The following is a 23641-nucleotide window of genomic DNA, read 5'->3' on the forward strand; positions in this document are numbered from 1 at the left end:
CGATGGCCACGCTCGTCGGAGGTGACCGGGGGAAGCGCCCCAGGGAGCGAGGATCGTAAGGATCGCCCGGGAGGTTGTCGCATCCACCGGGGACCCCAGATGACGATGTGCAGGTCGCACCAAGAGCCTTTGACCCTCCTGCCCACGCGGCGACCATGTCAGGATGGGCTATGACCGAGCGCCTCATGATCCTCGACACCGCCTCGTTGTACTTCCGCGCCTTCCACGGGGTGCCCGAGTCGATCCGGCGGGAGGACGGGACGCCGGTCAACGCCGTCCGCGGACTGCTGGACATGATCGCCCGGCTCACCATGGACTTCGGCGCCACCCACCTCGTCGCGTGCTGGGACGACGACTGGCGCCCGCGTTGGCGCGTGGACCTCATTCCCTCCTATAAGGCCCACCGCGTCGAGCGGAACGTCGCGGACGGCCCCGACGTCGAGGCCGTCCCCGCAGGCCTCGTCGCCCAAATCCCGCTGATCCGCCACGTGCTGGGCCTCGCCGGGATCGCCGTTGTCGGCGCCCCCGAGCACGAGGCAGACGACGTCATCGGCAGCTATGCCGAGCATGCCACGCTGCCCATAGATGTCGTGACCGGCGACCGCGACCTCTTCCAGGTGATCGACGACGTCCGCGACGTGCGGATCGTCTATACCGCGCGCGGCATGAAGAACCTCGAGACCGTCACCGAAGCCGTCCTAGTGGGCAGGTACCGCGTGCTGCCCGAGCAGTACGCCGACTACGCGGTGCTCCGCGGCGACGCCTCGGACGGGCTCCCCGGCGTGGCGGGCATCGGCGAGAAGTCCGCCGCTACCCTGCTCGGGCGCTACGGCACGCTCGAGGGCCTCCTCGAAGCGGCCAAGGAGCCCGACAGTGGGCTGCCGGCCCCGATGCGGGCCAAGCTCAACGCAGCCGCCGATTACCTCGAGGTGGCCCCCGCAGTGGTGAAAGTGGTCCGCGACCTCGACCTCCCCGCGCTTGACGCCGCCGGGGCACGGCTCCGCGCGGTCGACGACGGCCCCCGCCTCGAGCTCGAACGGCTCGCTTCGGCGTGGAACCTCGGCGGATCGGTCAAGCGCCTGCTCGCGGCGCTCGACCGGCACGGCTGACCATCCCCGCCCCAGGAACTTCAGGTGAGCCGCAGCGTCCGGTTCTCCCACGGCTGCAGGCGCATTGCCACCCGCTCCTCGGCGGCGCTCTCCTCCAGGACCGCTCCCGTGACATAGACGGTGGCGACGTGGGAGAAGGACCCCGACAGGACTGCGTCTTGCGGCTCGTCAGCGAGGAGCACGAGCCGGGCCTCGAGCCCTCCGCTGACTCGCCGGAGGCTAGTCGGCGGGTTCAAACAGTGGTCGCAACGCCGGCCTGCCAGTTCTGAATAGTGAAAATGAGCGGCCTATCTGCGAGTACTTGCAGATAGGCCGCCCGTTTCGGGCCGATAGAGGGTCAAACTTGCAACTAGACCTCTATCTCACACACTCTCAGAAGGCCCAGTTCTTGCCCATGAAGTCGGGAGGCGCGGAATCCTGCGGGTTCTACAGTGCTTCCGCCCATTCATGCCTTCTACGTGCCACTCGCAACGAGGACCGCTTCAATCCGCACGCGAAAGAGCCGCACGCGGTATCAGTTTACTCGTTCCATGCTTCTACATTTACACCCAGACTAGGTCGGCGCGCTGGCCCGTCTCTCTTTGACCGCCCGACGAAATCGCTCGGCTTGTTGCCCATAGACACCCTGCACCGCCGCTAGTTGGACCTCTTCCGAGAAGCCAAGCTCGGCGAGTAGCACGAGATGAAGCAGACCAAGTGTTGCCGAGGGAAGACCCCACCTCGCGCCCTCAGGTATTCTCTCGAAGTCCCCACCTTCATGGTGCGCGGTCGCGTTGCGTCCGTCCCGAGCCCAAGTCACCCAGAGGTCGGGGTCCCCGAGCAACTCTGCCACGGCGGCGGACGATGGGATTTTCACCAGCTCCCGAGCCCGCTCAGCAAAGCCTGGGGTGTTTTTTAGCCGCCCCAACAACCAGCTCTTATGCTCGTGAGTGATCGTCTCTCTCACCGTCGCTACAAGTGACGCGTGCCCGTCAGGCGGAATCGACCTCGCATCCGGACGAAGCGCGCGGTGGATACTCTCAGCGGCGGACGTCGCATTGAGAATCTGGTTCTCAATGAAGCCGTTCTTGTTGTAATCGAGACCGAAGAGCACATGGATACCCATACCGATCTTCGTGTGCATTGCATGCCACTTACTGAGGATTTCGTCGAGCGGCATGTCCGTCAGGCGGAAGAGATAAGGGAAGATCTGAGTCGGTTGATCTTCGGCGGGATTCACTAGGGGAGCGTTGAGAAGCTCTACCTGTCCGACCTCCTCGTCATCGTGGATGAGGTTCACCGACCGGACCGCACATGGATGTCTCGTAGCGAAAGTGAGGAGATCTTGCAGGACCTTGATGCGGCTCTTGAATGCATCCCACGCAACGGGCCGGCGAATACTGATTTTGGCGTGAACATCCTCTGTGGCCGACACTTCTCGTCGAATGTTTCGGTCCTTAATGAACGTACTGAATTCGCTCCGCCAGACCAGTTCCACATTGAATTCTCCGAGCCGTCCAGTAGGGCTTGGTTCACTAGGGGTTCTAAGCTCCCAATACGCGCGGGCGAAACTCATCGGGGCGCCAGCCACCGCCTCCTCGAACTCTTTTCCCGATGTGAATCCGGTGATACCGGACCATGCAGTCAGATTGTCAATCTCAAGTTTGGCGCCGGTGAAGCACTCTTGGTCCGCAGTCTCAAGGTGGACGCCACGAAGGACGGTGTTGACCACGAGTTCCTGCGGCGCGTCCTCCACCAACCACGGCATGTAGTGGACCCAGACGTGCAGCAAGGAGAAATCCTCATCGCCCGTCGAACCATGAAGAAGTGGGGTCGGCCCCGAGGGCGCAGGAGCGGATTCAGTCTGAATATAAGGATTCGGAAGGAGCGAGCCCACGAGCTGGAGGTGGCACTCACCTTCACGCTCGACGGTGAGAACTCCCCCAACAGTCCTGTCAGGATCGTCCGGAAGCCACCACTTGCCGACAAAGCTTCTAACGTCCTCTGTATCCATCTTTCATCTGTCCCCCTCACGTTGCGCCCCGCGGCAACTTGAACAAGGGTAAGGGCTTCCAATGCGCCTCCGAGCCAGTTGCACCAGAAATGTCCTGCTACAACGTTAGGCTGCCCGCGACCACTTCAAAACGGGGACAGGACGATCATGGGGACCAACGCTGACAACGCACGTCTGGTAGCGGCAGCAGTCACGAAGTACATCGGCACCAAGGACAAGTGGCCAACTTCTGGCGGCTATGGCGAGCGGGTTGATCTGGCACTTATCAACGCACCACTGACGATTCAGGCCAAGTTCGGCAGCCAGCAGAAAGACGGCACGTTCAACGGCGTGCGCGGCGCCGTAGAGCGGTACCGGAACGCATACCGCGATCTCGATAGCGGATGGCTCGAGCATCTGGCGAACCAGGACGAGCAACACCTCATTGCGCTGACCAACAAGGGCAAGCTCAACGGCCAGCGGTCCAAGGCAAGCGCCATCATCGAGTCAGCGGGCGCTTTCGTAGGTAGGGGCCTGGAGACACGCGACGAGATCCTTGCTGACATCGAGAGCGCGCGCTCGGCTTACGTCGGCGTCAAGGGCCTCGGGAATTGGACCTTCGAGTACTTCACCATGCTGATCGGCGAAGAGAGCGCGAAGCCCGACATCTGGATCACACGCTTCACCTCGCGCGCGCTTGGGCGCCAGGTGAGCCACGCCGAGGCGTTCGAGCTAGTCAAGGGAGGCTGCGAGGGTGCTGGAGTCCGGTTCGTCCGCGCTGGATCACGCCATCTGGTCGTACGGCAGCACCAGCCGCCTACGCGACATGCCGGAAATTCAAGACTTGCTTCGAGGCTGCTTAGGCGCCGTCTGGCTGTCGAGCTAACATGCGACCCCTTGACCCCCAGGTGCCCGGATGACCGTCATTCACCCTCTTGACCAGGTGCTTTGTGTTTCAGCGCAGTGCTCCGCGTGTGACGATTTCCACGGCTTGCAGGCTGCTGGTCACCTGATTGGTCCACTCCCTCGGAGTTCACTGACATCGCCGACATGGCACTCGCCATGTCAATGATTCGACTAGGAACCCTTCGGCGGACCTAACGTCGCAAATCCCGACGACGGAACCGCCCAACCAGACAAACATCGCTGACGTCATCGACGAGAGGCTCAGCAGATCTAGCGTTGTTGCTTCTTGACCCTTTGAGCTTCCATAGCGATTAGCTCATCTTCCCGCAAGTCAACGTGTTCGATGAAGTCGGCTTCACTCATATCGCCGCGCATCCACCTGAGGATCCCATTTGTGAAGGCCCTGACGAGAGCGGAATGCCTTTGCGCGTGCGCAACCTCCCATTCATCGCTCAAATAGGATCCGGTCGCGAACGATCGGTCAATCGTGTTCCGCCAATGGGCTACCTTTTCGTCAAGAGTGTCCGACCTGATACTCATTCGCCACCGCAAGACCGCGAGCTCGAATGCACGCAGGCGTTTCATGGTGTTGTCACCCTCGCCTCGAGCCAAGAACGTATCAAGATCCTGCGCGGTACTAACTACTTGTACGGCATCTGCCAAAGCGCGCCTTCGATCCTCGAGTGCCTGTTGGAAGGAGACCTCGTCCAGGAACTTCGTCCGATCAATTTCGAACTGATTGCGCTGGTATCGAATGGTGACGAAGATGGCAGCCGAAGCCACAATAGCGCTGATCAGGCCACCCCCAAGGCCACTCAAGAGAATGCCCCACTGGTGGTCAGTGAACCCAGCAAACGGCTGAGGGATCACCTGGTCGAATCGCACTCCGGTCACTTCGGCAACGATGAGAGCGCCCAGTACGATCGCGACGGCAATGCCGCCCGCCCACCCCAATATCCGAGTCACATGTCCGATCACATCACCCAACGAGTCACCTTGTCACAACGCGACGAAGTCCTGATGGCGATGGCGTACTTGCAGGTGCGGTGGCAACGATCTTCTCGCTCGGCCTCACAGCCACGCAAGCCGACATCGCTGCATGACGGCTCCAGCCCTAGATGGCATCGCCGTACGCTATCGAGTCGGAAGTGAGCCGCTGACCACATCCTGCGCGTCCGCGATGCGGAGTATCTCGATTACGAGCATGAACGACCACTGAAGACACGACTCGGCTTCGGCAACCCCAACGCTGCTGTGCACACCCTTGCTGGCAAGCTCATCGAGCGTCTTCAGTCGGGTTCCAAAGCTACGGAGCTGCTCCTTGACCACGTCTCCCTGATCATGTTTGCCGAGCCGATTCCTCACGAACTGTATGAGGCGGTTGCGGTACGCAGCGTCGTCCATAGTTCGCGGAACACCGTCGTCACCGACGATTTCCTCTCCAGTGGGCGGATAGACGACGTCTGCTATCGACTTGAACATTCGCCGGATCGACGTGAGCGCGTGGCTGAGGGCCTCCGGATCGGCCGACAGGAACCTTACGTGTGCGGCATCAAACATAGCCAGGGCCTGCGGATCGAGTTGGCTCAGGCGACCTCTCGCGTAGTCCACCCCTCGATCGAAAACCCCACCGAGGCCTCTGCCTTCATCCAGGTCCGCTTCGGTCTTCAGGAGGTAGTCATATACAAGCTGCCGAACTCGCTCGAGGATCGCCCTTGAATCACCGAGAAGGGGGATCAATTGAGCGCGCTCTTGGTCCATCATCCGGTATGCATGAACAACGTCCGCGGAAGGCACATTGTCTGGGATTACGGTCGTGTCGTAATCCAGCTTGAGATGAATGTACTCACTTTCGATGCGGCCAATGGGCACGCAGTACCGCATATCTCCACGGCTCACCAGTTTCCGAGAGGTTAGGTATGCTTCCAATTGCTCGTGTCGGATTTTTAGCGCCTCTTCGTTTCCAACCAGTGCACGAAGGGCCCGGTCGATGGGGTCAAGCGAACTAATCGACGCCTTCTCCTTTGTTGCAAGGTCAATTAACTGCTGTTGAAAACCTAGTTGTCCAACGAAATCTTTGCGCCCCGTTGCGATCCTAAGGGCCTGCCTGACCAGTCCGGCCACTGATTGTCCCTCGAAATTCTGAAATGCCTCGTCTACCAAACTACGGATCTTGCTGTCGGTTCGCGACACCTAGCCCACCTCTCCTTGGTCCTCGATACAAGACTAGCGATTGATGGTAGGCGAAAGGCCGGGATGAAAAGATCAATGGAAAGGACCAAGGCCCCTGCTGCTGGGCGTCGTCACCTTCAACTGCGCCAACATCCCGGCCAACACGATCCTCTCGTCGACCCGGCGACCTGGGCTGCCGTGCAGGACATCCTCGCCACCCGGCGCAGTGGGGAACGCTCACGGGTCCACGACCACTACCTCAAGGGCACCGTCTACTGCCTCGAATGCAGAAGGCGCCTCATCGCGCAAAGGACACGCACCAAGACCGGTCGGGTGTGCGAATACTTCGTTTAGCACCGCACCGCCCCGTACTCGATGTCCGCGAAGGCGCCCTGATCGAGCCCGGGCTCGCCACTCGGGCCAACGTCGCCGTATACCTGCACGGCGGTGCCGGGCACGAGAGGGTCGGTGATCCAGCCGAAGCCCGGCGACGGAACGGCGATGCGCGCGGAGGCGGAGAGCCCGGCGCAGACGCCGCCGGAGAGTACTTCGAGGTCTAGTAGACGGTGACGCCGAGCGGGGCCTGGGACGCCGCTCGCTAAAAGATCCACCACCAAATAGCGCCGACCCATTCCACGACAGCGCAGGACGCCCGGGGGTCCAGCTAAAGAGGATGTGCGGGCGGGCTCGAAGAACGCCACGTGCAGCGGATGCCGGGCCGCGATCTCCGGCTCAGATGCCGATCCCCCGTTGCACTAGTGCTCAGCTTGAAGGCGACTCCTAAATCGCAGCCAGCCGCAAGTGGGGCTCGCCGTCGATGGACGCAGCCTGAATCTTTGCCCCAAGGGCATCAGGGAGCTGGATGCGCCCTTCAAAAATCACCGCCAAGTCCTCGCCATCGACGAGGACGAGACGGGATTCATGGGCAAGGCGATAAAGTGCCACAACCTCAGGTCGGAACCCTGCCATCGAGATGAATATCCCGCGCGTCGCATTGATCCTGCGGCTTGCCTTGTTGGAGAGCCCCGCAAGGTCAACCTCTACTGCTGGCTGCGTTCGCCATCGAGCCTCCACTAAATAAGTGAACCCGCCCAGCACGAGCGCGCCATCTATCTGATCGATATCAGTCTTATACGACGCGGTGAAGTTGAATTCGTAGAGGCGAAAAAGCTCCGCAAGAAGCTTCTCGAATGCATAGCCCCTGCTTTGTACGTTTGACTCTTGGTGCAGTCGGTGGAATTCGTGTTTCAATTCGGCGAGGCGTTCTGCTCTGAACGCGCGAGTCACCGCTGCTCCAGCAACAGCTTCTTGACGTTGTCTCCGCTTTAGTTCCTCTGGGTCGACAAGCAGATTGGCTCGTTTGGCCAAGCGACGTAAGTCCTCGATGGCTCTCATGCCGATTTCCTGATCCACCTTTGGATCGGGCTTCTCAAGGTTGGCTAGTGCTTGAACGATGTTCTTCTGAACGATTCTCCCGCGGGATCCCGCTCCTTCGAGATCGTCCCAGGCCGTCCTCATCGCCTGATACTTCGACAACTGCTCGTATCGAGTGGCGGCGTTTTCGCTCACTCCCGAGGCGCGAAAGATGTGTTTGAGAGACGATTTCCAATAGAGGGCCACGCCGGCAACGCGCACGGCGGCTTCGAAGACATCAAGCGGTATCGAGGTCACTTCATGATTTTGCCCCAGATCTTGACCAACTTCCCTACTTAGGAGGCCCAGCTCAGGTCCGAACAGTCAAAGTCATGGCTCTGCTCATCGCCTGCGCCTTTTGTGATTGGGCGGCAGGCGGAAGGTCACAGGCCGGGGCCGTAACGTTTCTGGCCGAGGTAGTGTGTCGACACCGGCCGCTGACTGGGGCCTAAGCTCGGTGGACGTGCCCCGATCGAGGGCTACATGGGTGGGCGGGGTCGGTGGCGATGCCCTGCGCTCGGTACGACGTGACCGCCTACACAAGGCCGCAGCGTCCGCCACCTCATGCAAGGGGCCCAAGTTCGCCGCCGCCACAGCTCGTACGGGAGTATGCGAACTCGCTCGAAGTAGACGCCTCTTTCCCCGGAGCCTCGCGAACGCTGCGAGGCCCCCGCTGTGGTGCCCGCGGTCTGGGGTCTAGAGCTCGAGTTCGCGCGTGACGCGCTGCGCCGGTCGCCGTTCCTGGCCCGGGTCGTGCGGGTTGGTCAGTGCTCGGAGTGCGGCTTCGGCGCGGGCGCGGTCGATTCTCTGCGCAGTTGAATCGGGTGGGGTGCCAAGCGGGGTGGTGCCGGTGATGGCGTACCGCTCGCGGTACGCGGCGACGACGCGCGCCTGCTGCCGCCAGATCCCTGCCCCCCGGTGGTCCCGGGGCGGGGCGGCGAGGGCCGCCGCCCAGGCGGAGTTCGCTTCCAGCGCCGACTTGAGCACGGCGTCGACGCGAGCCTCGATGAGCTCTTCGCGTTCGTCGAGGGCGTCGCGCATGTCCTGGCTCATCGGCCCGTGGGCGCGCGGGATGAGGCCGGCGATGAGGCGCGGCGGCTTGCGGGTGCGCCCGGAGCCGGTTGGGCGGGCGGTGGCCCTGGCGAGGCGGTGGTGGATGACGGAGGCGATGTCGTCGGCATCGTCGAATCCGCTGGCCTGGACGAGGCGCGGCAGGAGCGTGTCGGGGTCGTGGTGGTTGGCCTCGGCGCGGCGCAGCTCGGCGGTGAGGGCGCCGAACGCCTCAGACCTGATAGCGTCCTCGGCTTCGTCGGCGGTGAGGCCGCTGGCGCGGATGAGGTCGGCCCAGCGATCGCGTTGGGCGGCTTGGGCGATGGTCTCGTACTCCGCGGCGAGCCGTGCGATCGAGCCCCATACCTCCTGCTCGGCGGTGATGGCCTCGTGGGCGGAGGGTTCGGCGCCGACGTGCTGGAGCACGCCGTAGAGCACGGAGCGTGCGGTGGCCTCGGGGTTCTCCGACGGGTGGGGTTCGGCGTGGTCGTCGGGCCTGTTCAGCACCACGTAGGCCTGGTTCGCTTCGCGTCCGCGGGTCATGGCAACGTAGAGGTTCTCCCGCGTCGTGGTCGGCTCCACCAGCACGTGGGCGGTGCCGGCGGTGATGCCCTGCGCCCGGTGGGCCGTGACCGCGTACCCGAGGTCGACGTGCTCGGCCACATACGGGGCCGGCAGGACGATCGCGCCGCCGAACCGGCGCCCGGCCCTGCGGATCGCGATAGAGCCGTCTCCGCGGACCGCGGCCACGGTCCAGCATTCTCCGTTGCGGGCCCAGTCCCTGCCGTTGCGCAGCCGCCGGTCGTTGCGGCGGGTGATGACCGTGTCACCGACCCCTGCTTGCGTGCCGTCGCTCAGTTGGACTTCGCGGCCGGGTCTGAGGACGCCGTCGAGGACGAGGTCGGCGCGGGCCCGGCTGTTCAACACGGCCACGTCTTCGCGGGACTCGGCGATAAGGACCGACACCAGGCCGTTGGCGCGGTCGGCGCGCCAGGCCGTGTAGGCGGCCTCGCTCATCGCGTCATCCTCTCCCCCGGTGATGCGGCCGTTGTCGATGTACGTGTCGATCACCTCGGTGCGCCCGTGCCGCAGCGCCAGGGATGCGGTCTTCTCCCAGTCGTGGGCGAACCGGTGGACGTCGGCGAGTTCTGGGGCATCCGTCCGGTCGGAGACCAGGAGGCTGAACGCGCCGCCGGCGTCGACGGACTGCAGCTGTGCGTAGTCCCCGACGAGCAGGACCTTCGCCCCGGCGTCGGCGGCGACTCGGGTGATGCGGTCCAGGGAGAGGGTGCCGGCGAGGGAGGCTTCGTCGACGATGACCAGCTGCCCCGCCTCGAACGTGTCGCCGTGGAGTTCATGGTCGCTCCACCACTTCGCCGTGTTCTCCGTCCCGACCCCGAGGTCATCGGCCAGAACCTGCGCTGCGGCCGCCGACGGGGCGAGCCCGACCACGGAGCCCCTGCCGTGTCCTGCCTCCCATGCCCGGCGCAGGGCGCTCATCGCCATCGTCTTGCCCGCACCGGCCGGCCCGACGAGCACGTCGACGACGCGGCCCGAGACCGCGACCGCGGCCAGGGCAGCGGCCTGATCCTCCCCGAGCACCCGGCCTTCCCTGTCGGGCCTGGCGGCAATCTTCTCGACCGTGGCCAGCGGGACCGTGGGGCCGGTGGTGGTGCGGGCGCGTTCGAGCAGCCGGTCCTCGGCGGCAAGCAGCTGCTCGGAGGAGAACACGGTCGAGTGCTTCGGCCGGAACACCGAGGACCCGTCCGGGCGGCGGAAGAGTGCCGGGCTTGTCGCGAGCTCGGGCGGGGTCAGCCGCAGGGACGCGGCCTCGGCCGCGTCCACGACGAGCCCGACGACGGCCTCGCGATCCTGGGTGCTGGCGAACCGGTAGCCCATCGTCTGCCGGGCAGCCTCGGCGAACAGGTTCCACCGACGCCACGTGGATCGCTTCTCACCGACTGCCCCGACCACGCTGCGGCCGAGGTCGGCGACCAGGTCGAGCGGGATGTCGTCCGCGCGCAACAGCAACACTGGCTCGTTCCCCGTGACCTGGCGCGCCCAAGTTGCGGCGTCTTCGCCCAGCATGCCCGCGGCGCGGCGCCGCCAGTCCCCGGTCAGGTCCGCGAGCGAGCGGACCTCCTTCTCCGGCCGCGTGGCGAGGGTCGCCTGGGCGCGGAGCTTCAGGATCGTCGCGGTCGGGGGCTGTCGTCCGTGGCGCTTCACGTACTCCTCGATCAGCCGGTCCTTCTCCACCTCGATGTGGCGGGAGCGGGTGGAGAACTCCGCCACCAGCCCCTCGGGAACCGCGGCGATCGCCCACGCGGGGTTGCGGTCGCGGCCCATGTCCCGCTGCTCCCAGCCGACGCCGAACGCACGGCTCATGTGGTCGGCGAAGACAGCCTCGTGCAGCTCCGAGAGCGCGACGGTCGCGGCGTGCATCGGCCTCCCATCCAGCGACCGCCACTTCCCGTCCTGGGCGGTCTGGACCTTGTTCGAGATCACCACATGGGTGTGCAGGTGCGGGTCACCCGCCCGCGAGTCGTAGTGGTCGAACGCGGCCGCGATCACCCCGGTCACGTCGACCTGCGCAACCGCCCCATCGGCACCGGTTGCACCGACCCGGGTCGCTGCAACCTCACGCTCGACGAACGCAACCATGTCCGCAACCGCCGCATGATGCGCGCCCGCGATCAGCGCCTGCGTTCCCGCGTCGGCCACCGCCCACAGGACGCTCGCGGACTTCGGGATCGAGAACGTGTAGTCGAAGCCCGCAACCGCTCTTCGCGTCCCCCGCGCGGCCTCTTCCGCCTCGATCGCGGCGATGGCATTTGCCCGCTCGAGCGGACCCAGTCCAGGGTCGAGCCCTCTCACTCGCTGGGCGACCCGCTCGGAGGCGGTCCGGTACTCGGGATAGGCGCGGCCCAGGGGTTCACCGGTGAGCGGGTCCCGGCCCATCCCGACCAGCAGCTGGAGCTGAGGCTCGGAGACCTCATCGCCAGGGCGAAGCTGCCCCGCGCCCAGGGCAGGCAGGCCGCCGCCGAGCCAACGGCCCGGCGGGTTCCCCGCTTCGGCGTAATAGCGGGTCAGAGGCGTCGACAGCGACCTGTCGCCATCAGCGGCGGCCACCGTGCGCAGCAGGTACCTGTACCCATCCCCCGCGCTCATCACCCGCATCGAAACCGTCACCGCCGCCTCCTCTGCAGTAAGGTGAGCAGCAACGACCCCGGCACATCTGACGCGACTCAGGAATGGCCGCCTCGAATGCAAGACGCGTGGCGAGCCGTTCGGGCGTGAGCTGATGCTCGCAGACCCGTCGGGCCAGGAGGGACGCAACGGAAGGCCTCCCCAGGGTATCCGGGAGACTCTTTGCGATCCGGCGGAAAGCGGCTCGTTACGTAGAGCGTGAAGGTGATGGCCCTGATTGCTCAGCCGCAGAGTAGCGCCGCACGCGATCACTCCCGAGCCGAATCAACTGACCCCACGCTTTTGCACCGTCCCACACGGACGGCGTGCAGAAGGAGGAGTCAGCGGCGGTCCAGTCCGTAGAGGAGAAGATCACCCAACTCGGAGAAGGCCGTACCAGCGTCCATGCCGGTGTTTCGGAGCAGCTCACCGGACTGGATGCCCTGGATCCCCAGCGTGCCCAATTGGGATGCGAACGTTCCGTGCACCCGCCGGAGGTCGCCCGAGGCGATGCCGGCTTCGATCAGTTCGTGGACTCGCGTGGCGGCAGCCTCGGTGTTCCGCGCATAGATTTCAGCAGTCGGGCCGTAGGCCAGCATGTCGTCGTAGAACGCAGAAGACATCGCTCCCATGGCCTGGCCTACACCATGGAAATAGCTCAGAATCCGCGCACGTGGGTCGGATTCTCCGGCGACAGTCCGCTCGATGCCAGCCGCAGCGGCCGCGAAGAAGCGGCGCGTGATGCGTACAACCAGCTGCTCCTTGGTAGCAGCGAGCGTGTAGAGCGTCGCCTTGGAGCACTTCAGCCGTCGGGCCAACTCTTCCATGCTTACAGAGGTGAAGCCCTCCCCGAAGAAGATAGACGCGACGCTCGCGAGAAGTTCTTCGACCCGGGCCGTGTCCACGTGCCGGCGCCGCGGAGTGTTGAATTGCGGGCCGCCAGCAGTCATCCGCCCCATCACGATCCATTCTCCGGTTGTCCAGCATCTTGCCTCATATCGCTTACCGAGAACATCTTTACATTACGGCTGGGTACGTTTTATAGTACCAGCGTACCCGATTAGTTCTCCTCGAGAGGAAGACGTGTCAGACGAAGACGTCATGGCCCAGTTGGAGGAGGTCCTTGAAGACTTCCTGTCTCCGACAGCCTCCGCTCCCTACCAGTTTTGCGACCGCTACCCAGCGGACAGCGCAGCCTTCCGGATCGTCGACCGATCGCTCGAGGAATCGGTCCTCACATTTGGGCAACTCGCACGGCGTTCCCGCCGGATCGCAACGGTGCTCCACGAAGCGGGAGTCGGCCCGGGGGATCGGGTGGCGACGCTCATGGGAAAGAGCGCCGATCTCCCGGCGGTCATCCTCGCGACATGGCGTCTCGGCGCCGTCTATCTGCCTCTATTCACCGCCTTCGCGCATGGCGCCGTGTCTGACCGTCTCGTGCGAGCCGAGGCCAAGGCCATCGTTGCCGACGAAGCCCAAATCTCAAAGATTCCTGAGGGGGCTTGGACCGTCTTCGTCGCCGGCACCCCTACTGCGGCCGGCCCGCAGTCCTTGGCCGATCTCGTCGAGGCATCGCCCGAATGGACCGAGGAGGCGCCCACTGGGCCCGAGGTTCCGCTGGTCCACATCTTCACCTCTGGGACTACGGGCAAGCCCAAGACGGTGGTCCACCCAAAGCTCCATGCTGCGGGATGGTGTAGCTATCTGAAATTCGGGATTGGCGCCGATCAGGATGCTGTCTTCTGGTGCGCGGCGGACCCGGGTTGGGCGTACGGCCTTTATACAGGGATCCTCGCCCCACTCGCGCTCGGCAGGACGAGCCTGCTCACTTTGGGCACATTCAACCCGGGAACAACGTGGGAGATTCTCGAGCGTTATCAGGTCACGCATTTCGCCGCGGCTCCCACAGCGCTTCGAGCAATGAAAGCCGACGGCGGCGAACGGCCCCTACCAGCATTGGCCCACGTATCCTGCGCCGGCGAGCCGCTGACCCCCGACGTCCTTGCCTGGACGACGGGGCTGGCATTCCCTGCCCACGATCATTTCGGACAGACCGAACTTGGCATGGTGGCGGGCTTTCCCCACCATGCATCGCTGGCCGTGCCGGTCGAGCCTCACGCAATGGGCAGAGCCTTCCCCGGCTGGTCAACTGCTGTCCTCTCCCTCGACGCCGACGAGCCAGCAGATTCCGGCGCGGTCGGCCGCTTCGCCGTCGATGTGCCGAACAGCCCCTTCTTCACCTTCACCGGGTACGGCACAGGACGAGATGAGGATGGCAGCCGGTTCGTTGGCGGCGGCAAGTACTTCGTGACCGGCGACCTGGCGGAGAACGACGAATCGGGCCTGCTCCGGTTCTCTTCGCGGGACGACGATGTCATCCTGATGGCCGGCTACCGTATCGGTCCTTACGACGTCGAGAGCAGCCTCCTGGCGCACCCCGCAGTGCAGGAGGCCGTCGTGGTCGCCGCTCCTGACGAACTTCGGGGCGAGATTATTCACGCCTTCGTCGTCGTCGCCCCCGGGGTCGAGGGAACCCCAGAGCTTGTTTCGGAGCTGCAGGAATGGGTGAAAGCGGACTATGCTGCACACGCCTTCCCCCGACGCATCGACTTCATCGATTCGCTGCCGAAGACTGAGAGCGGCAAGGTGCGGCGGTCCGAACTCCGACGCCGACTTCAGGAACGGCAATGAGCCTGCTCGAGACGACCCGGCGCGGCCTCATCGAACAGTGGAGCATGAACCGGCCACAGGCGCGCAATGCCCTCAATCCTGATCTGGTTTCGGAACTGCATTACGCCCTAAAGGACGCGGAGGCGTCCACGACACGGGTCGTGGTCCTGTCCGGCCGGGGCTTGAGCTTCTGCGCCGGGGCAGACCTGCGCTACCTCCACGAGTGCGCGCTCACCGACCTGTCGCCCCGGCCCTTTCTGGAGTCCATCTGCGCGCTGACTGTCGCCATGGAACAGAGCCCAATCCTTTTCGTCGCAGCCCTCAACGGCCACGCGGTGGCAGGAGGTTTTGAACTTGCCTTGGCTTGCGACCTCGTCGTTGCGGCAAAGGGCGCGCTCGTCGGCGATGGTCATGTCCGGAACAATCTGGTTCCGGGCGGCGGCGCGAGCGTGCGAATCCAACGTCGGCTGGGAGCGGCACGGGGTGCGTGGCTCGCGCTCAGCGGCGAACTCGTCGCCGCGGAGAGCCTCGTGCCCAGCGGCTGGATCCACGCGGCGACGGAACCCGAAGACCTCCTGCCCACGGCGCTCGGCGTCGCGGACCGACTCGCATCCGTACCGCAGGCAGCGCAGGCCAGCTACAAGCGCCTCCTCAACGGACCTGCAGACGCAATAGAAGCCGGACTCGCCCGCGAGCTCGACAACTTCGAACAGCATTGGGCCGACAACGACATCGCAACACATCTGCGCCAGTTCCTCAGGGAGAAGGAGCCCCTCAATGACTGACCGATTCTCAGGCCAGACCGTGCTGGTAACGGGCGGGGCCCAAGGGCTCGGCAGAGCCATGGTGAGCCGGTTCGCAGCCGAAGGGGCCAGCGTGCACGTAGCCGACCGGAACGCCGTCGCGCTGGCCGCCATGTCCGCGGAGCTCTGCACGGAATTGCCCGGGAAGATCGTCCCAAAGGTCCTCGACGTCAGCGATTCAGACCAAGTCACCGACTGGATCGACCAATCCGTCGCCACTGAAGGCAAGATCGACGTGCTGATCAACAACGCCGGGATCATCCGCGACAACCGCGTGGAGAAGATCTCCGACGACGACTGGGACGCGGTCATCGCCGTCAACCTCAATGCCGCTTTCTACGGGGTAAGGGCCGCACTCCCGCACATGAGAGAGATGGGCTACGGGCGCATTCTGTCGTTCTCGTCCATGAGCTGGCGCGGGAATTTCGGACAGGCCAACTACGTCGCGGCCAAGGCTGGCATCGTCGGACTGACCAGAACGGTAGCGCTTGAGGGGGCGAAGTTCGGTATCACCGCCAACGCCATCGCGCCCGGCCTGATCGAAACGCCGATGCTCGCCTCCATGAACGGATCAGCGCGGGACAAACTGGTCAAGAAGGTTCCGCTTGCCCACACCGGCGCTCCGGAAGATATCGCCGCGGCCGCAGCGTTCCTCGCCTCTCCCGAGGCTCGCTACATCACCGGCGTCGTGCTCGACGTCGACGGCGGACTCGGCATCGGATCTTCCATCCGCTGACGGACCCTTCGCGATTCCCCAATTCCTACGTTCTCCCGCCGCCCATACGCCAGGGCCGGCGGACTCCGACCTGATCCTTGCTGGAGGCATCACCGTGACAACCCATTCCCCGCGCATGGCAGCCGAGTCCTCGGTCATCGTCGCAGGCGCACGCACCCCTTTCGGTCGCCTACTCGGTGCCCTCTCTGAATTCTCCGCTGCCGAACTCGGAGCATTGGCGATCCGCGCCGCACTTGAAAGAGCGGGAGTGGGCGCCGATCAGGTCGACTACGTCATCATGGGCCAGGTCCTCACCGCGGGGGCGGGCCAGATTCCGGCCCGCCAGGCCGCGACCGCGGCCGGCATCCCGTGGTCCACGCCCGCACTGACCATCAACAAAGTGTGTCTGTCGGGCCTGCACGCCATCGCGCTGGCTGACCAGATGATCCGAGCGGGCGAGTTCGACATCGTGGTCGCCGGTGGGCAGGAGTCGATGTCCAAGGCCCCGCACCTCGTCCGCGACGTGCGCCGGGGAATCAAGTTCGGAGCAACCGGCCTCGAGGACCACATGGCGCTGGACGGCCTCACTTGCGCCTTTGACAAGGTCTCGATGGGACACACTGTCGAAAGGGACAACGCTCGCCACAGCGTTACTCGCAGCGACCAGGACGCAGTGGCTGTCCGATCGCACCGCCTCGCAGCACGTGCCTCCGAGGCAGGGGTGCTCGCCGAGGAAATTGTCCCGATCGTCGCCCCCGGGCGAGACGGTGGGCGAATCGTCGAGATGGACGAAGGCATCCGACCTGAGACAAGCATCGAGGCCCTGGGGCGCCTACGGCCCGCCTTCTCCGACGACCCGGACGCCACGGTCACAGCCGGCTCATCCTCGCAGATTTCCGACGGAGCCTGCGCCATGGTGGTCATGAGGCGCTCCCTCGCCGAGGAGCTCGGACTGGACTCGCTGGCCCAGATCGGAGCGCAAGGCACGGTATCTGGCCCCGACAACGGCCTGCACCTGCAGCCCTCCAACGCCATCGCCAAGGCCTGCGCCCGCGAGGGTATCGAGCCTGCTGGTCTCGATCTCGTCGAAATCAACGAGGCCTTCGCGGCAGTGAGCTTGGCGTCGGCAAGAGCCCTCGATCTCGATCCCGAGCGAGTTAACGTGAATGGCGGTGCTCTCGCCCTGGGCCATCCCATCGGAGCTTCAGGTGCCAGATTGGCCCTCGCCCTGGCCCTGGAACTCCAGCGTCGCGGCGGCGGCACAGGGGCCGCCGCCCTGTGCGGCGGCGGAGGCCAGGGTGACGCGCTTCTCCTGCACGTGCCCGAACGGAAATAGCACCCCAAGGGGAGCCGCCGCACTGACACACCCCTCGGACTGGTGTTCCCTCACGACGTCTGGCGTCGCAACAGGACAACCAACGCTCCGAACGCACGGGCGGCGGCACCCGGGGGTGGCCGTGCCGAAGGGTGAGAGGTGCTTGATGCGGCCTCCCGAGGCGAGTTCGGCTCGTGGGAGAACCGGCTCGGGTTCTGCTTGACCCTGCTGGGTGCGTAGCTCGACATCCCGCTCTTCCACGAGCCGAACCACAGCAGTACGAGACGCAGATCGTGGCCTCGCGCTTGCGCGAGCAGCGCGTCGACGAGTTCGAAGTCGAACACGCCCTGCTTCGGTCCGAAGAGGTCCCATGCGACGGAAGACAGGACCGTATTCGCCCTAATCCCGCGACCCGGGAAAACGACTGTCTGATTGCCCGAGGGCGCTGGAACTCGAGTTATGGAGTTCGGCGCCGATTACGGTTGAGCGCTCCCCGTCAACTCGCAGATGCGACCCTTGGATGGATATCGCGGCGTTGGTCTCGGTAGAGTCATCTGTTGCAGTGGGCATGGCGCCTTCAGGCCCCCGTCCTCGTTCAGTGGGCCAGGATGCGTGCCGGGTTGTCGACGACGAGCTTCTGGAACACGTCTTCGCCGAATCCCAGCTGCGCGAGCATCGGAGGCACGAACTGGCCGAATCGGGTGTACCCGTACCCGCCATACGACTTGCCATGCGGCTTGGTCGTGGTGTCGTGGCCGAGCCCGATCTGCGACCCGTAGCCACGACGCAGGAGGTCCACGAGGCCCTTGACGCGGTCGTAGTCATCGGGAAGCACTGCCACCGTCGAGGACCAGGAGTCGAAGCCGATGTTGGCCCCACGGTCGAGGACCACGCGCGGGACCTCGGTCGAAATGTTCCGGGGCGCCGCCATGTCACCGACGTACTTGGTGATCGCGTCCCACGGCCGCAGAAACGAGTCCATGTGCATCATGACGAGGCGCTCGGCCGGCATGCCGGTGCTCAACGCGACGTCGACACCGGCGAGGACCTGCTCGCGCGACATCGGGAACGCCGTGTGGACGTGCAGACTCAGGCCAGTCTCGGCCGAGACCCGTCCGAGCGCGCGAAGCGTTGTAGCCTCGGCGTCGTTCAGCGGTGCTGTGGGGTCGATGGCCGAGAGCCCGCATTTGAGAAACCCGGGGCGGATACCGGTGTCTCCGACGCCCTCGGTGACCTCTCGAGTGAAGAACGCGACCTGCTCATCCTCGCTCAAGTCGGAGTATCCCTGAGGCCGGGCATCGAAAACATAGAGTCCCGTCGCAAATACCACGTGCACGTCGGACCGCTCAGATGCCTCGCGCAGTTCCAGAACATCACCCCGTAGCCCGATGGGCGAGGCGTCGCAGACGGCCCGCCCGCCGATCTGGGCGAAATACTGCAGCTCAGCGGTGGTGAAGTCGACATCCCCTGATGTAGAACTCTCCCGGGAAAGGGTCGCGCCGCCGTCCCGCAGGAACGCCAGGTTCTCGTTCTTCAGCTCCAGCCACTGGGGTGGAACTGAAGAAACTCCGTATCGCTGGACGAGCGCAAGCATCAGCGTAAGGTCTGCGTTCAGATGCTCGTGCATGCTCGTGTAGCCGAGCTCCGATGGATCAATGTCTCCACGGACCGTGGTGATGACACTCATTGGGGGCCCTTTCTCGTTGTCGTCTCATGGCTGTTTCTGTCGTTCGACGTGGATCTTTCAGTCGAAGGTGATCACGACCTTGTCGGTCGCGCCCGGCTTGGCCGCCAGCTCGATACCGGCTACAGCGTCGGCGAAGGGCACCAGGTCGCTCACGATGTGCGCGTACTTCTCATGGTTCTCCACGATGTCGTCGGTGACCTCGAAGATCTCGGTCGGGTGGCCCATCGACATGCGGATGTCGAGTTCTGACGGGATCAGCATCTGGAAGTCGACCTCGATCGGGCGCTTGTGGATCCCCACGATTCCGAGCGTCGCACCGAGCTTCGTGTTGCCGAGCACCGTACGCAGCACGTCGGGCGCGCCCGCGGCATCGAGGTAGATGTCCGTTCCCGGCAGGCCCTGCCTCCCGAAGGCGTCAGACGCCGCACCGTGCAGCTCGACAAGTCGCGCCATTACGTCTTCTTCGGCGGAGTTGATGACCGCATCGGCGCCAATCAGGAGCGCTTTCTCCAGCCTTCTCGGCTGCACATCGGCGACGACCACGTGCGACGCGCCTGCGCGTCGGTAGCCGAGAAGAGCTCCCAGTCCGATCGGGCCGGCACCGAAGACGATGACCTTCGCGCCGGACTTCGGCTCGGTCCGATTCACAGCCCTGAGGGCCACGGCCATCGGCTCATTCAGCGCCGCGACCTCCCACGGAATGTGGTCAGGAATGACCTTGACATTGACTCCCTCCGCTGCCTGCTCGATGACAACGAATTCGCTCAGCCCGCCCTGCACGTTGCCACCGCCGATGATTCCGCCTGCGACGCCCATCGGGTCGATGACCACGTGGTCCCCCACGCGCAGACCCCTGACCTCCGAACCAACTTCGACGATCTCACCAGCCGGTTCGTGCCCGAGTGGAGTCGCCCCCATCAACGGCGGAATGCCTCCCTCGCTTACGGCGTGCGGGTCTGCACCGCAGATACCACAGGCCTTCATTCTGATCAGCGCGTCTTTCGGGCCGACCGATGGCACCGGAACCTCCTGGATTTCAACGGTCCCCGCACCGGTGATTACTGCAGATCTCATTTCTTCCCTTCTTTCTTGTTGATGGGCCGATCCGGCCTGATTCGGTCCTTTCAGCCCTCGAAGGTGACCCGACTGGACCCCGGTGGCCAGGTTGCGAGCTTCGTCGCCGACGTGAACGGTCGCATTCGAGCCCGCAGGCAGAGGTGGGGACATTGATGTCTCCTAGGCCCAGGAACTCGAGTCAGGACTGGACAGCCAGGGCAACGCCGCCGACGATCGCAGACTGGACCACGACGGGTGCGCGGACAACGGTCAGGATGTGTTACCGATGATCTGCCGCTCGCTGAGCCCGGAGACCCGGGCGGCGTCCACGTCCAGCTCGTTCCGAACGGCGGAGGCTGAGACGAGCCGGAGGGCAGGGTCCGTACGTGGTCGCGATCGGGCCAAGCGTCGTGCCGAGCCGCACAGCCCAACGCTTATGATCAACCCGTGGCACCAACCCAGCCGTCGGGTGCATGCCGACCGACCACACCGGTATATGCAGGTGGCAGGCGTGAGGAACCGCCGCCGTCGGATCCCAGAGTCAACGCCACGAGACCCGCTGCTGAAGCGGCCCGCATCCGGCGCTTAATGCACCCGCCATCCGTGATGGATCCCAAGGGTTCCTCGCCAGCAGGTCCCAGTAATAGTCGCCCTCAGGAGACATCACCAACCCAAAGCGGCGCTCCTGCCCGTTCTGTGCCTTCGATATCAACACGGTACTTGACTGCCGCGGCAACACCGTGAGGGAACCGAGCTGTTACTCGGCGAGGACACTAGCATCAGCCAACTCTGCTTGCGCTAGCACCCCGTTGGGGGGGTGACGTTCGTCAATGCCAGGAGGGAAGGATTGAACTGTTCAATCCGGCCGAGGAGGTGATCGGCCACCTCAACTGAAGACAAGTCCTTCGCGGCAATAGGTTCAGCGATCCGCCACGCCAGGGTCCACGTCTAAGTTTGAGTGATTTGATCCGTCATTTCACTTTCTCCGCTGCCCTCTCGACGGCCGCGGCAGACCAATGATGGTGGACGAAATGGCGGATCTCGGCCGTCCGTTCGTAATCCTCCGGAGCCATTCCCAAGAACATGAAGTGGGGCGCAGCTTCCCAAACATGGAGATCCGCCTCGACACCTGCCGCGCGGAGTTTCCGATGAACCCTGACGGTGTCGGAGAGCAAGAAGTCGCGCGTTCCCGTCGTGAGGATCGTGGGCGGGAACCCCTTGGTGTAGTCGCCGAACACCGGGGAGACATAGGGATCCCGCCTGTCGTGGTTACCGGCATAGAGCCCGAAAATGTCATCGAGATCGCCGCCGGCGTATGACACGTCAACGTACGCATTGGTCTGCAGGCTATCACCGGACTGGGTGAGGTCGGCAGGCGGCGAATTCACCACTGCCGCAGCCGGAAGCGGCAAGCCTTCGTTGCGTGCGCGCAAGATCGTCGCCAGAGTCAAGTTCGCACCGCCCGACATGCCGCCAATAATGATTTCATCCGGCCTGTGATCTTCGAGGAGCCTTCGGTACACGGCAAGGCAATCGTCCAGGGGTGTGGGGAACGGGTGGTATGGAGGCATCCGGTAGTCGACCACCCAGGTCCGCGCTCCGATGCCGCCGGCGGTGATAGCCGAACCCAACCGGGCCATTTCGCCACCGCCTGTAATCCACGCTCCGTGGATCGCGAGATACACTCGGCGGTCGGCGGGGTCAAGGCCTTCGGGTGTGGCGATATAGACAGGAACGCCGTCGACGTCGATCAACTCGACTTCCGCAGGGACGCCCGTATCGGGCGCGCCATATACGGAGGCAACCATGGGACCCGGCATGTCCTTGGGCACCATGGCGTCGCGCGCGTCGATAACCGCTTTGATCGCAGCCTTGTCGTCACCTTCTTTCCATCTGGGACCGACTTCGGGCGCCCCCATGCCCAGGACGGCTTGAGCCTGGGGGCTCGCAGTTGTGGGGACAGGAATGTCCCGGGCCGGAACACGCAGCGACGGATATCGAATGTCATTTGTCATTGTTGTTTGCTCCTTTGTTGAAATCGGTGTGCATGTGGGAAGGGCCTGGGCGCCCCATGGTGACTGGACGGCTGCGGCGACAAACCGTTCGCCCATGCGCCTGTAGCCTTCGGGGTCGGGATGTAGGCCGTCCGGGAGATGGCCTACATCCGCGGGGCCGAAGAGGGCCAATCCGTCGAGATAGTGGAGGTTAGTGTCCTCCCTCGACCTTGCTTCAACGATGCTTCTCAGCGTCTCGCGAATCGCTCGGAGGGTGAGCCTGCCGTCACCGGGCGTTTCCGGTTCCGGGCTCGCGTACGCCTGCCCGTTGTCGTCGAATAGCGTTGGACCCGGTGAGTCCTCATGGGCGGGACAATGGACGGGCGAGACCACGATGATGGGTGTCGTCGCGTGTCGTTCCCGGATCGTGTCGAGGAAGCCGTGGACGGCCGGCGCGAAAGTCCTGCCACGAAGGGTGTCTCCGTTGACGACGTTGATGCCTAATTTGAGGGAGATAAGGTGGGCAGTTGCGTCGCGGATCGTCCTTGCTGCGAACGGGTCGAGGTGTGCGTTGCCAGCGAGGCCCAGGCTATAGAGGTCAAGTCCGAGGCGGCGGGCCGCGATGACGGGCCATACACCGAGTGGGGTCTCTGCTTCGACTGCGTGGCTGATGGAGCTGCCGTAGTGTATCCATGACGGCAGACTCCGAGGTGCCGCCGCGAGCGGGGCATCGGAGCGAAGGTCAATAATTTCCAGTGCGCAGTTGTGCGGAAGCCACACCGCGACATCCTGCGCTGCTGCGCCGGAGATGCGCGGCAGTTCGTATCGAACCACGTTGGAGGATCCAGTTTTGAAGACTGGTTTTCCAGTAGTCGGGATCCGGATCAGATCGCCATCCGAAAGGTTCACGGCATGGTCCGGGGCACCGGGAGTGGTGAAAGCAATACCTGCGTCCCTCGGCTCCCTTCCGTTCGAGTCGAAAACGAGGCGCGTGATTTTCAGTTCGATTTCGATCCAACTTCCGGATACCGTCAGTTCCAACCTTGCTCCCGACGGCTGGGAAGATGCGAACTCAATCGAAGGGTCGGCTCCGTATTGCGCCCGTGTCCATGCTGGAAGCCTGTGCACCGTGACTCCATTCGAGGTTGTCTCGACGTTCAGGGCGCCGCGGATCGCTGCGCGAATCAGGGCTCGTGTCGCGTTACTCAATGGTCTGCCGACCTGCGGGTAATGATTTTCATAGTCGGGGTAGTTCCGTCCGTGGTTCTGATTGGAGAGCGGTCACGCCGCCGAATGTTGCGGCAAGTAGTGTCGTGGCGCGACGGCCCCCTAACCGTCAGTTTCGGTTCGACGGAGTTCCCTAAACGAGCGTCTTCTCGTGGATCGAGCCGCAGGGTACCGACGCATCGACCCCTACGGTGTACTTTCCGGGACTGTTCCATGTGACCAGAATTCCTTGCCGGCGCTCCAAGGCTGCGGGGATGATGGCGTTGACCGCCCTGTCCAGCTTTTCGTCTCTTCCGCGGGGGTCGTCGATGGCGACGTGGAGGGCACACAATGGCGAGCAGTCCTTGGCTGTCATGTGAGGTGCCT

At 64.2% G+C, this 23641-nt stretch carries 20 protein-coding genes; 7 read left to right on the forward strand and 13 right to left on the reverse strand.

The features are described 5' to 3' along the window. Nucleotides 1–170 precede the first annotated feature (170 nt). Complete coding sequence (locus ACOKR1_RS11890) at nt 171–1109, forward strand: 5'-3' exonuclease (RefSeq protein WP_422933268.1); 939 nt, start codon at nt 171–173, stop codon at nt 1107–1109. A 20-nt stretch (nt 1110–1129) separates the two neighbouring features. Here ACOKR1_RS11890 and ACOKR1_RS11895 read toward each other — a convergent pair whose 3' ends face one another. Together ACOKR1_RS11895 and ACOKR1_RS11900 are read right to left on the reverse strand one after the other, a co-directional pair. Next, nucleotides 1130–1345, reverse strand: coding sequence for a hypothetical protein (locus tag ACOKR1_RS11895; RefSeq protein ID WP_422933269.1), 216 nt, complete (start codon nt 1343–1345; stop codon nt 1130–1132). 317 nt (nt 1346–1662) lie between these two features. After that, entirely contained in the window at nt 1663–3102 is a 1440-nt protein-coding gene (locus ACOKR1_RS11900) for a HEPN domain-containing protein (protein WP_422933270.1), read from the reverse strand. 147 nt (nt 3103–3249) lie between these two features. Between ACOKR1_RS11900 and ACOKR1_RS11905 the strand changes: the two genes are divergently transcribed. Next, nucleotides 3250–4020 carry a hypothetical protein gene (locus ACOKR1_RS11905; RefSeq protein WP_422933271.1) on the forward strand — a complete coding sequence of 257 codons (771 nt, stop codon included), beginning with the start codon at nt 3250–3252 and terminating at the stop codon, nt 4018–4020. Nucleotides 4021–4323: 303 nt separating this feature from the next. Beyond that, nucleotides 4324–5139, forward strand: a complete 816-nt coding sequence (locus ACOKR1_RS11910; protein ID WP_422933272.1) for a hypothetical protein — start codon at nt 4324–4326, stop codon at nt 5137–5139. On the opposite strand, the gene ACOKR1_RS11915 is transcribed toward ACOKR1_RS11910, so the two are convergent. The 5 genes from ACOKR1_RS11915 to ACOKR1_RS11935 form a co-directional block, all read right to left on the reverse strand. Next, on the reverse strand, nt 5122–6180 hold the full coding sequence (locus tag ACOKR1_RS11915; RefSeq protein ID WP_422933273.1) for a hypothetical protein: 1059 nt from the start codon (nt 6178–6180) through the stop codon (nt 5122–5124). The genes ACOKR1_RS11910 and ACOKR1_RS11915 overlap by 18 nt on opposite strands. Before the next feature lie 329 nt (nt 6181–6509). Next, on the reverse strand, nt 6510–6770 hold the full coding sequence (locus tag ACOKR1_RS11920; protein WP_422933274.1) for a hypothetical protein: 261 nt from the start codon (nt 6768–6770) through the stop codon (nt 6510–6512). 169 nt (nt 6771–6939) lie between these two features. Beyond that, entirely contained in the window at nt 6940–7830 is an 891-nt protein-coding gene (locus ACOKR1_RS11925) for a restriction endonuclease (protein WP_422933275.1), read from the reverse strand. Between the two features lie 438 nt (nt 7831–8268). Next, nucleotides 8269–11799 (reverse strand): MobF family relaxase, encoded by a 3531-nt coding sequence (gene mobF / locus ACOKR1_RS11930; RefSeq protein ID WP_422936626.1) that lies wholly within the window; start codon nt 11797–11799, stop codon nt 8269–8271. A gap of 350 nt (nt 11800–12149) precedes the next feature. After that, nucleotides 12150–12767 carry a TetR/AcrR family transcriptional regulator gene (locus ACOKR1_RS11935; protein WP_422933276.1) on the reverse strand — a complete coding sequence of 206 codons (618 nt, stop codon included), beginning with the start codon at nt 12765–12767 and terminating at the stop codon, nt 12150–12152. Between the two features lie 124 nt (nt 12768–12891). Here ACOKR1_RS11935 and ACOKR1_RS11940 point away from each other — a divergent pair, with 124 nt between their 5' ends. The 4 genes from ACOKR1_RS11940 (at nt 12892) to ACOKR1_RS11955 (ending at nt 17332) form a co-directional block, all read left to right on the forward strand. Beyond that, nucleotides 12892–14499, forward strand: a complete 1608-nt coding sequence (locus ACOKR1_RS11940) for an AMP-binding protein (RefSeq protein WP_422933277.1) — start codon at nt 12892–12894, stop codon at nt 14497–14499. Then, the gene (locus tag ACOKR1_RS11945) at nt 14496–15263 is read left to right on the forward strand and encodes an enoyl-CoA hydratase/isomerase family protein (RefSeq protein WP_422933278.1); all 768 of its coding nucleotides are present in this window, start codon (nt 14496–14498) and stop codon (nt 15261–15263) included. The genes ACOKR1_RS11940 and ACOKR1_RS11945 overlap by 4 nt, the downstream gene beginning before the upstream one ends. Continuing rightward, entirely contained in the window at nt 15256–16017 is a 762-nt protein-coding gene (locus tag ACOKR1_RS11950) for an SDR family oxidoreductase (RefSeq protein ID WP_422933279.1), read from the forward strand. The genes ACOKR1_RS11945 and ACOKR1_RS11950 overlap by 8 nt, the downstream gene beginning before the upstream one ends. A 115-nt stretch (nt 16018–16132) precedes the next feature. Beyond that, entirely contained in the window at nt 16133–17332 is a 1200-nt protein-coding gene (locus ACOKR1_RS11955; protein WP_422936627.1) for an acetyl-CoA C-acyltransferase, read from the forward strand. A gap of 50 nt (nt 17333–17382) precedes the next feature. Here the strand turns inward: ACOKR1_RS11955 and ACOKR1_RS11960 are convergent, their stop codons facing one another. From ACOKR1_RS11960 to ACOKR1_RS11985, 6 genes are all read right to left on the reverse strand, one after another. After that, on the reverse strand, nt 17383–17655 hold the full coding sequence (locus tag ACOKR1_RS11960) for a hypothetical protein (RefSeq protein WP_422933280.1): 273 nt from the start codon (nt 17653–17655) through the stop codon (nt 17383–17385). Between the two features lie 251 nt (nt 17656–17906). Beyond that, on the reverse strand, nt 17907–18998 hold the full coding sequence (locus tag ACOKR1_RS11965) for a phosphotriesterase family protein (protein WP_422933281.1): 1092 nt from the start codon (nt 18996–18998) through the stop codon (nt 17907–17909). A 57-nt stretch (nt 18999–19055) separates the two neighbouring features. Next, complete coding sequence (locus ACOKR1_RS11970) at nt 19056–20225, reverse strand: zinc-dependent alcohol dehydrogenase (protein WP_422933282.1); 1170 nt, start codon at nt 20223–20225, stop codon at nt 19056–19058. A gap of 269 nt (nt 20226–20494) precedes the next feature. Next, nucleotides 20495–20632, reverse strand: a complete 138-nt coding sequence (locus ACOKR1_RS11975; RefSeq protein WP_422936628.1) for an amidase family protein — start codon at nt 20630–20632, stop codon at nt 20495–20497. A gap of 393 nt (nt 20633–21025) precedes the next feature. Then, the gene (locus ACOKR1_RS11980) at nt 21026–23089 is read right to left on the reverse strand and encodes an alpha/beta hydrolase fold domain-containing protein (protein ID WP_422933283.1); all 2064 of its coding nucleotides are present in this window, start codon (nt 23087–23089) and stop codon (nt 21026–21028) included. 319 nt (nt 23090–23408) lie between these two features. Then, the gene (locus ACOKR1_RS11985) at nt 23409–23630 is read right to left on the reverse strand and encodes a hypothetical protein (protein ID WP_422933284.1); all 222 of its coding nucleotides are present in this window, start codon (nt 23628–23630) and stop codon (nt 23409–23411) included. Between the last annotated feature and the right edge of the window lie 11 nt (nt 23631–23641).

Source organism: Sinomonas sp. P47F7, from assembly GCF_049332655.1.
Lineage (GTDB): Bacteria > Actinomycetota > Actinomycetes > Actinomycetales > Micrococcaceae > Sinomonas.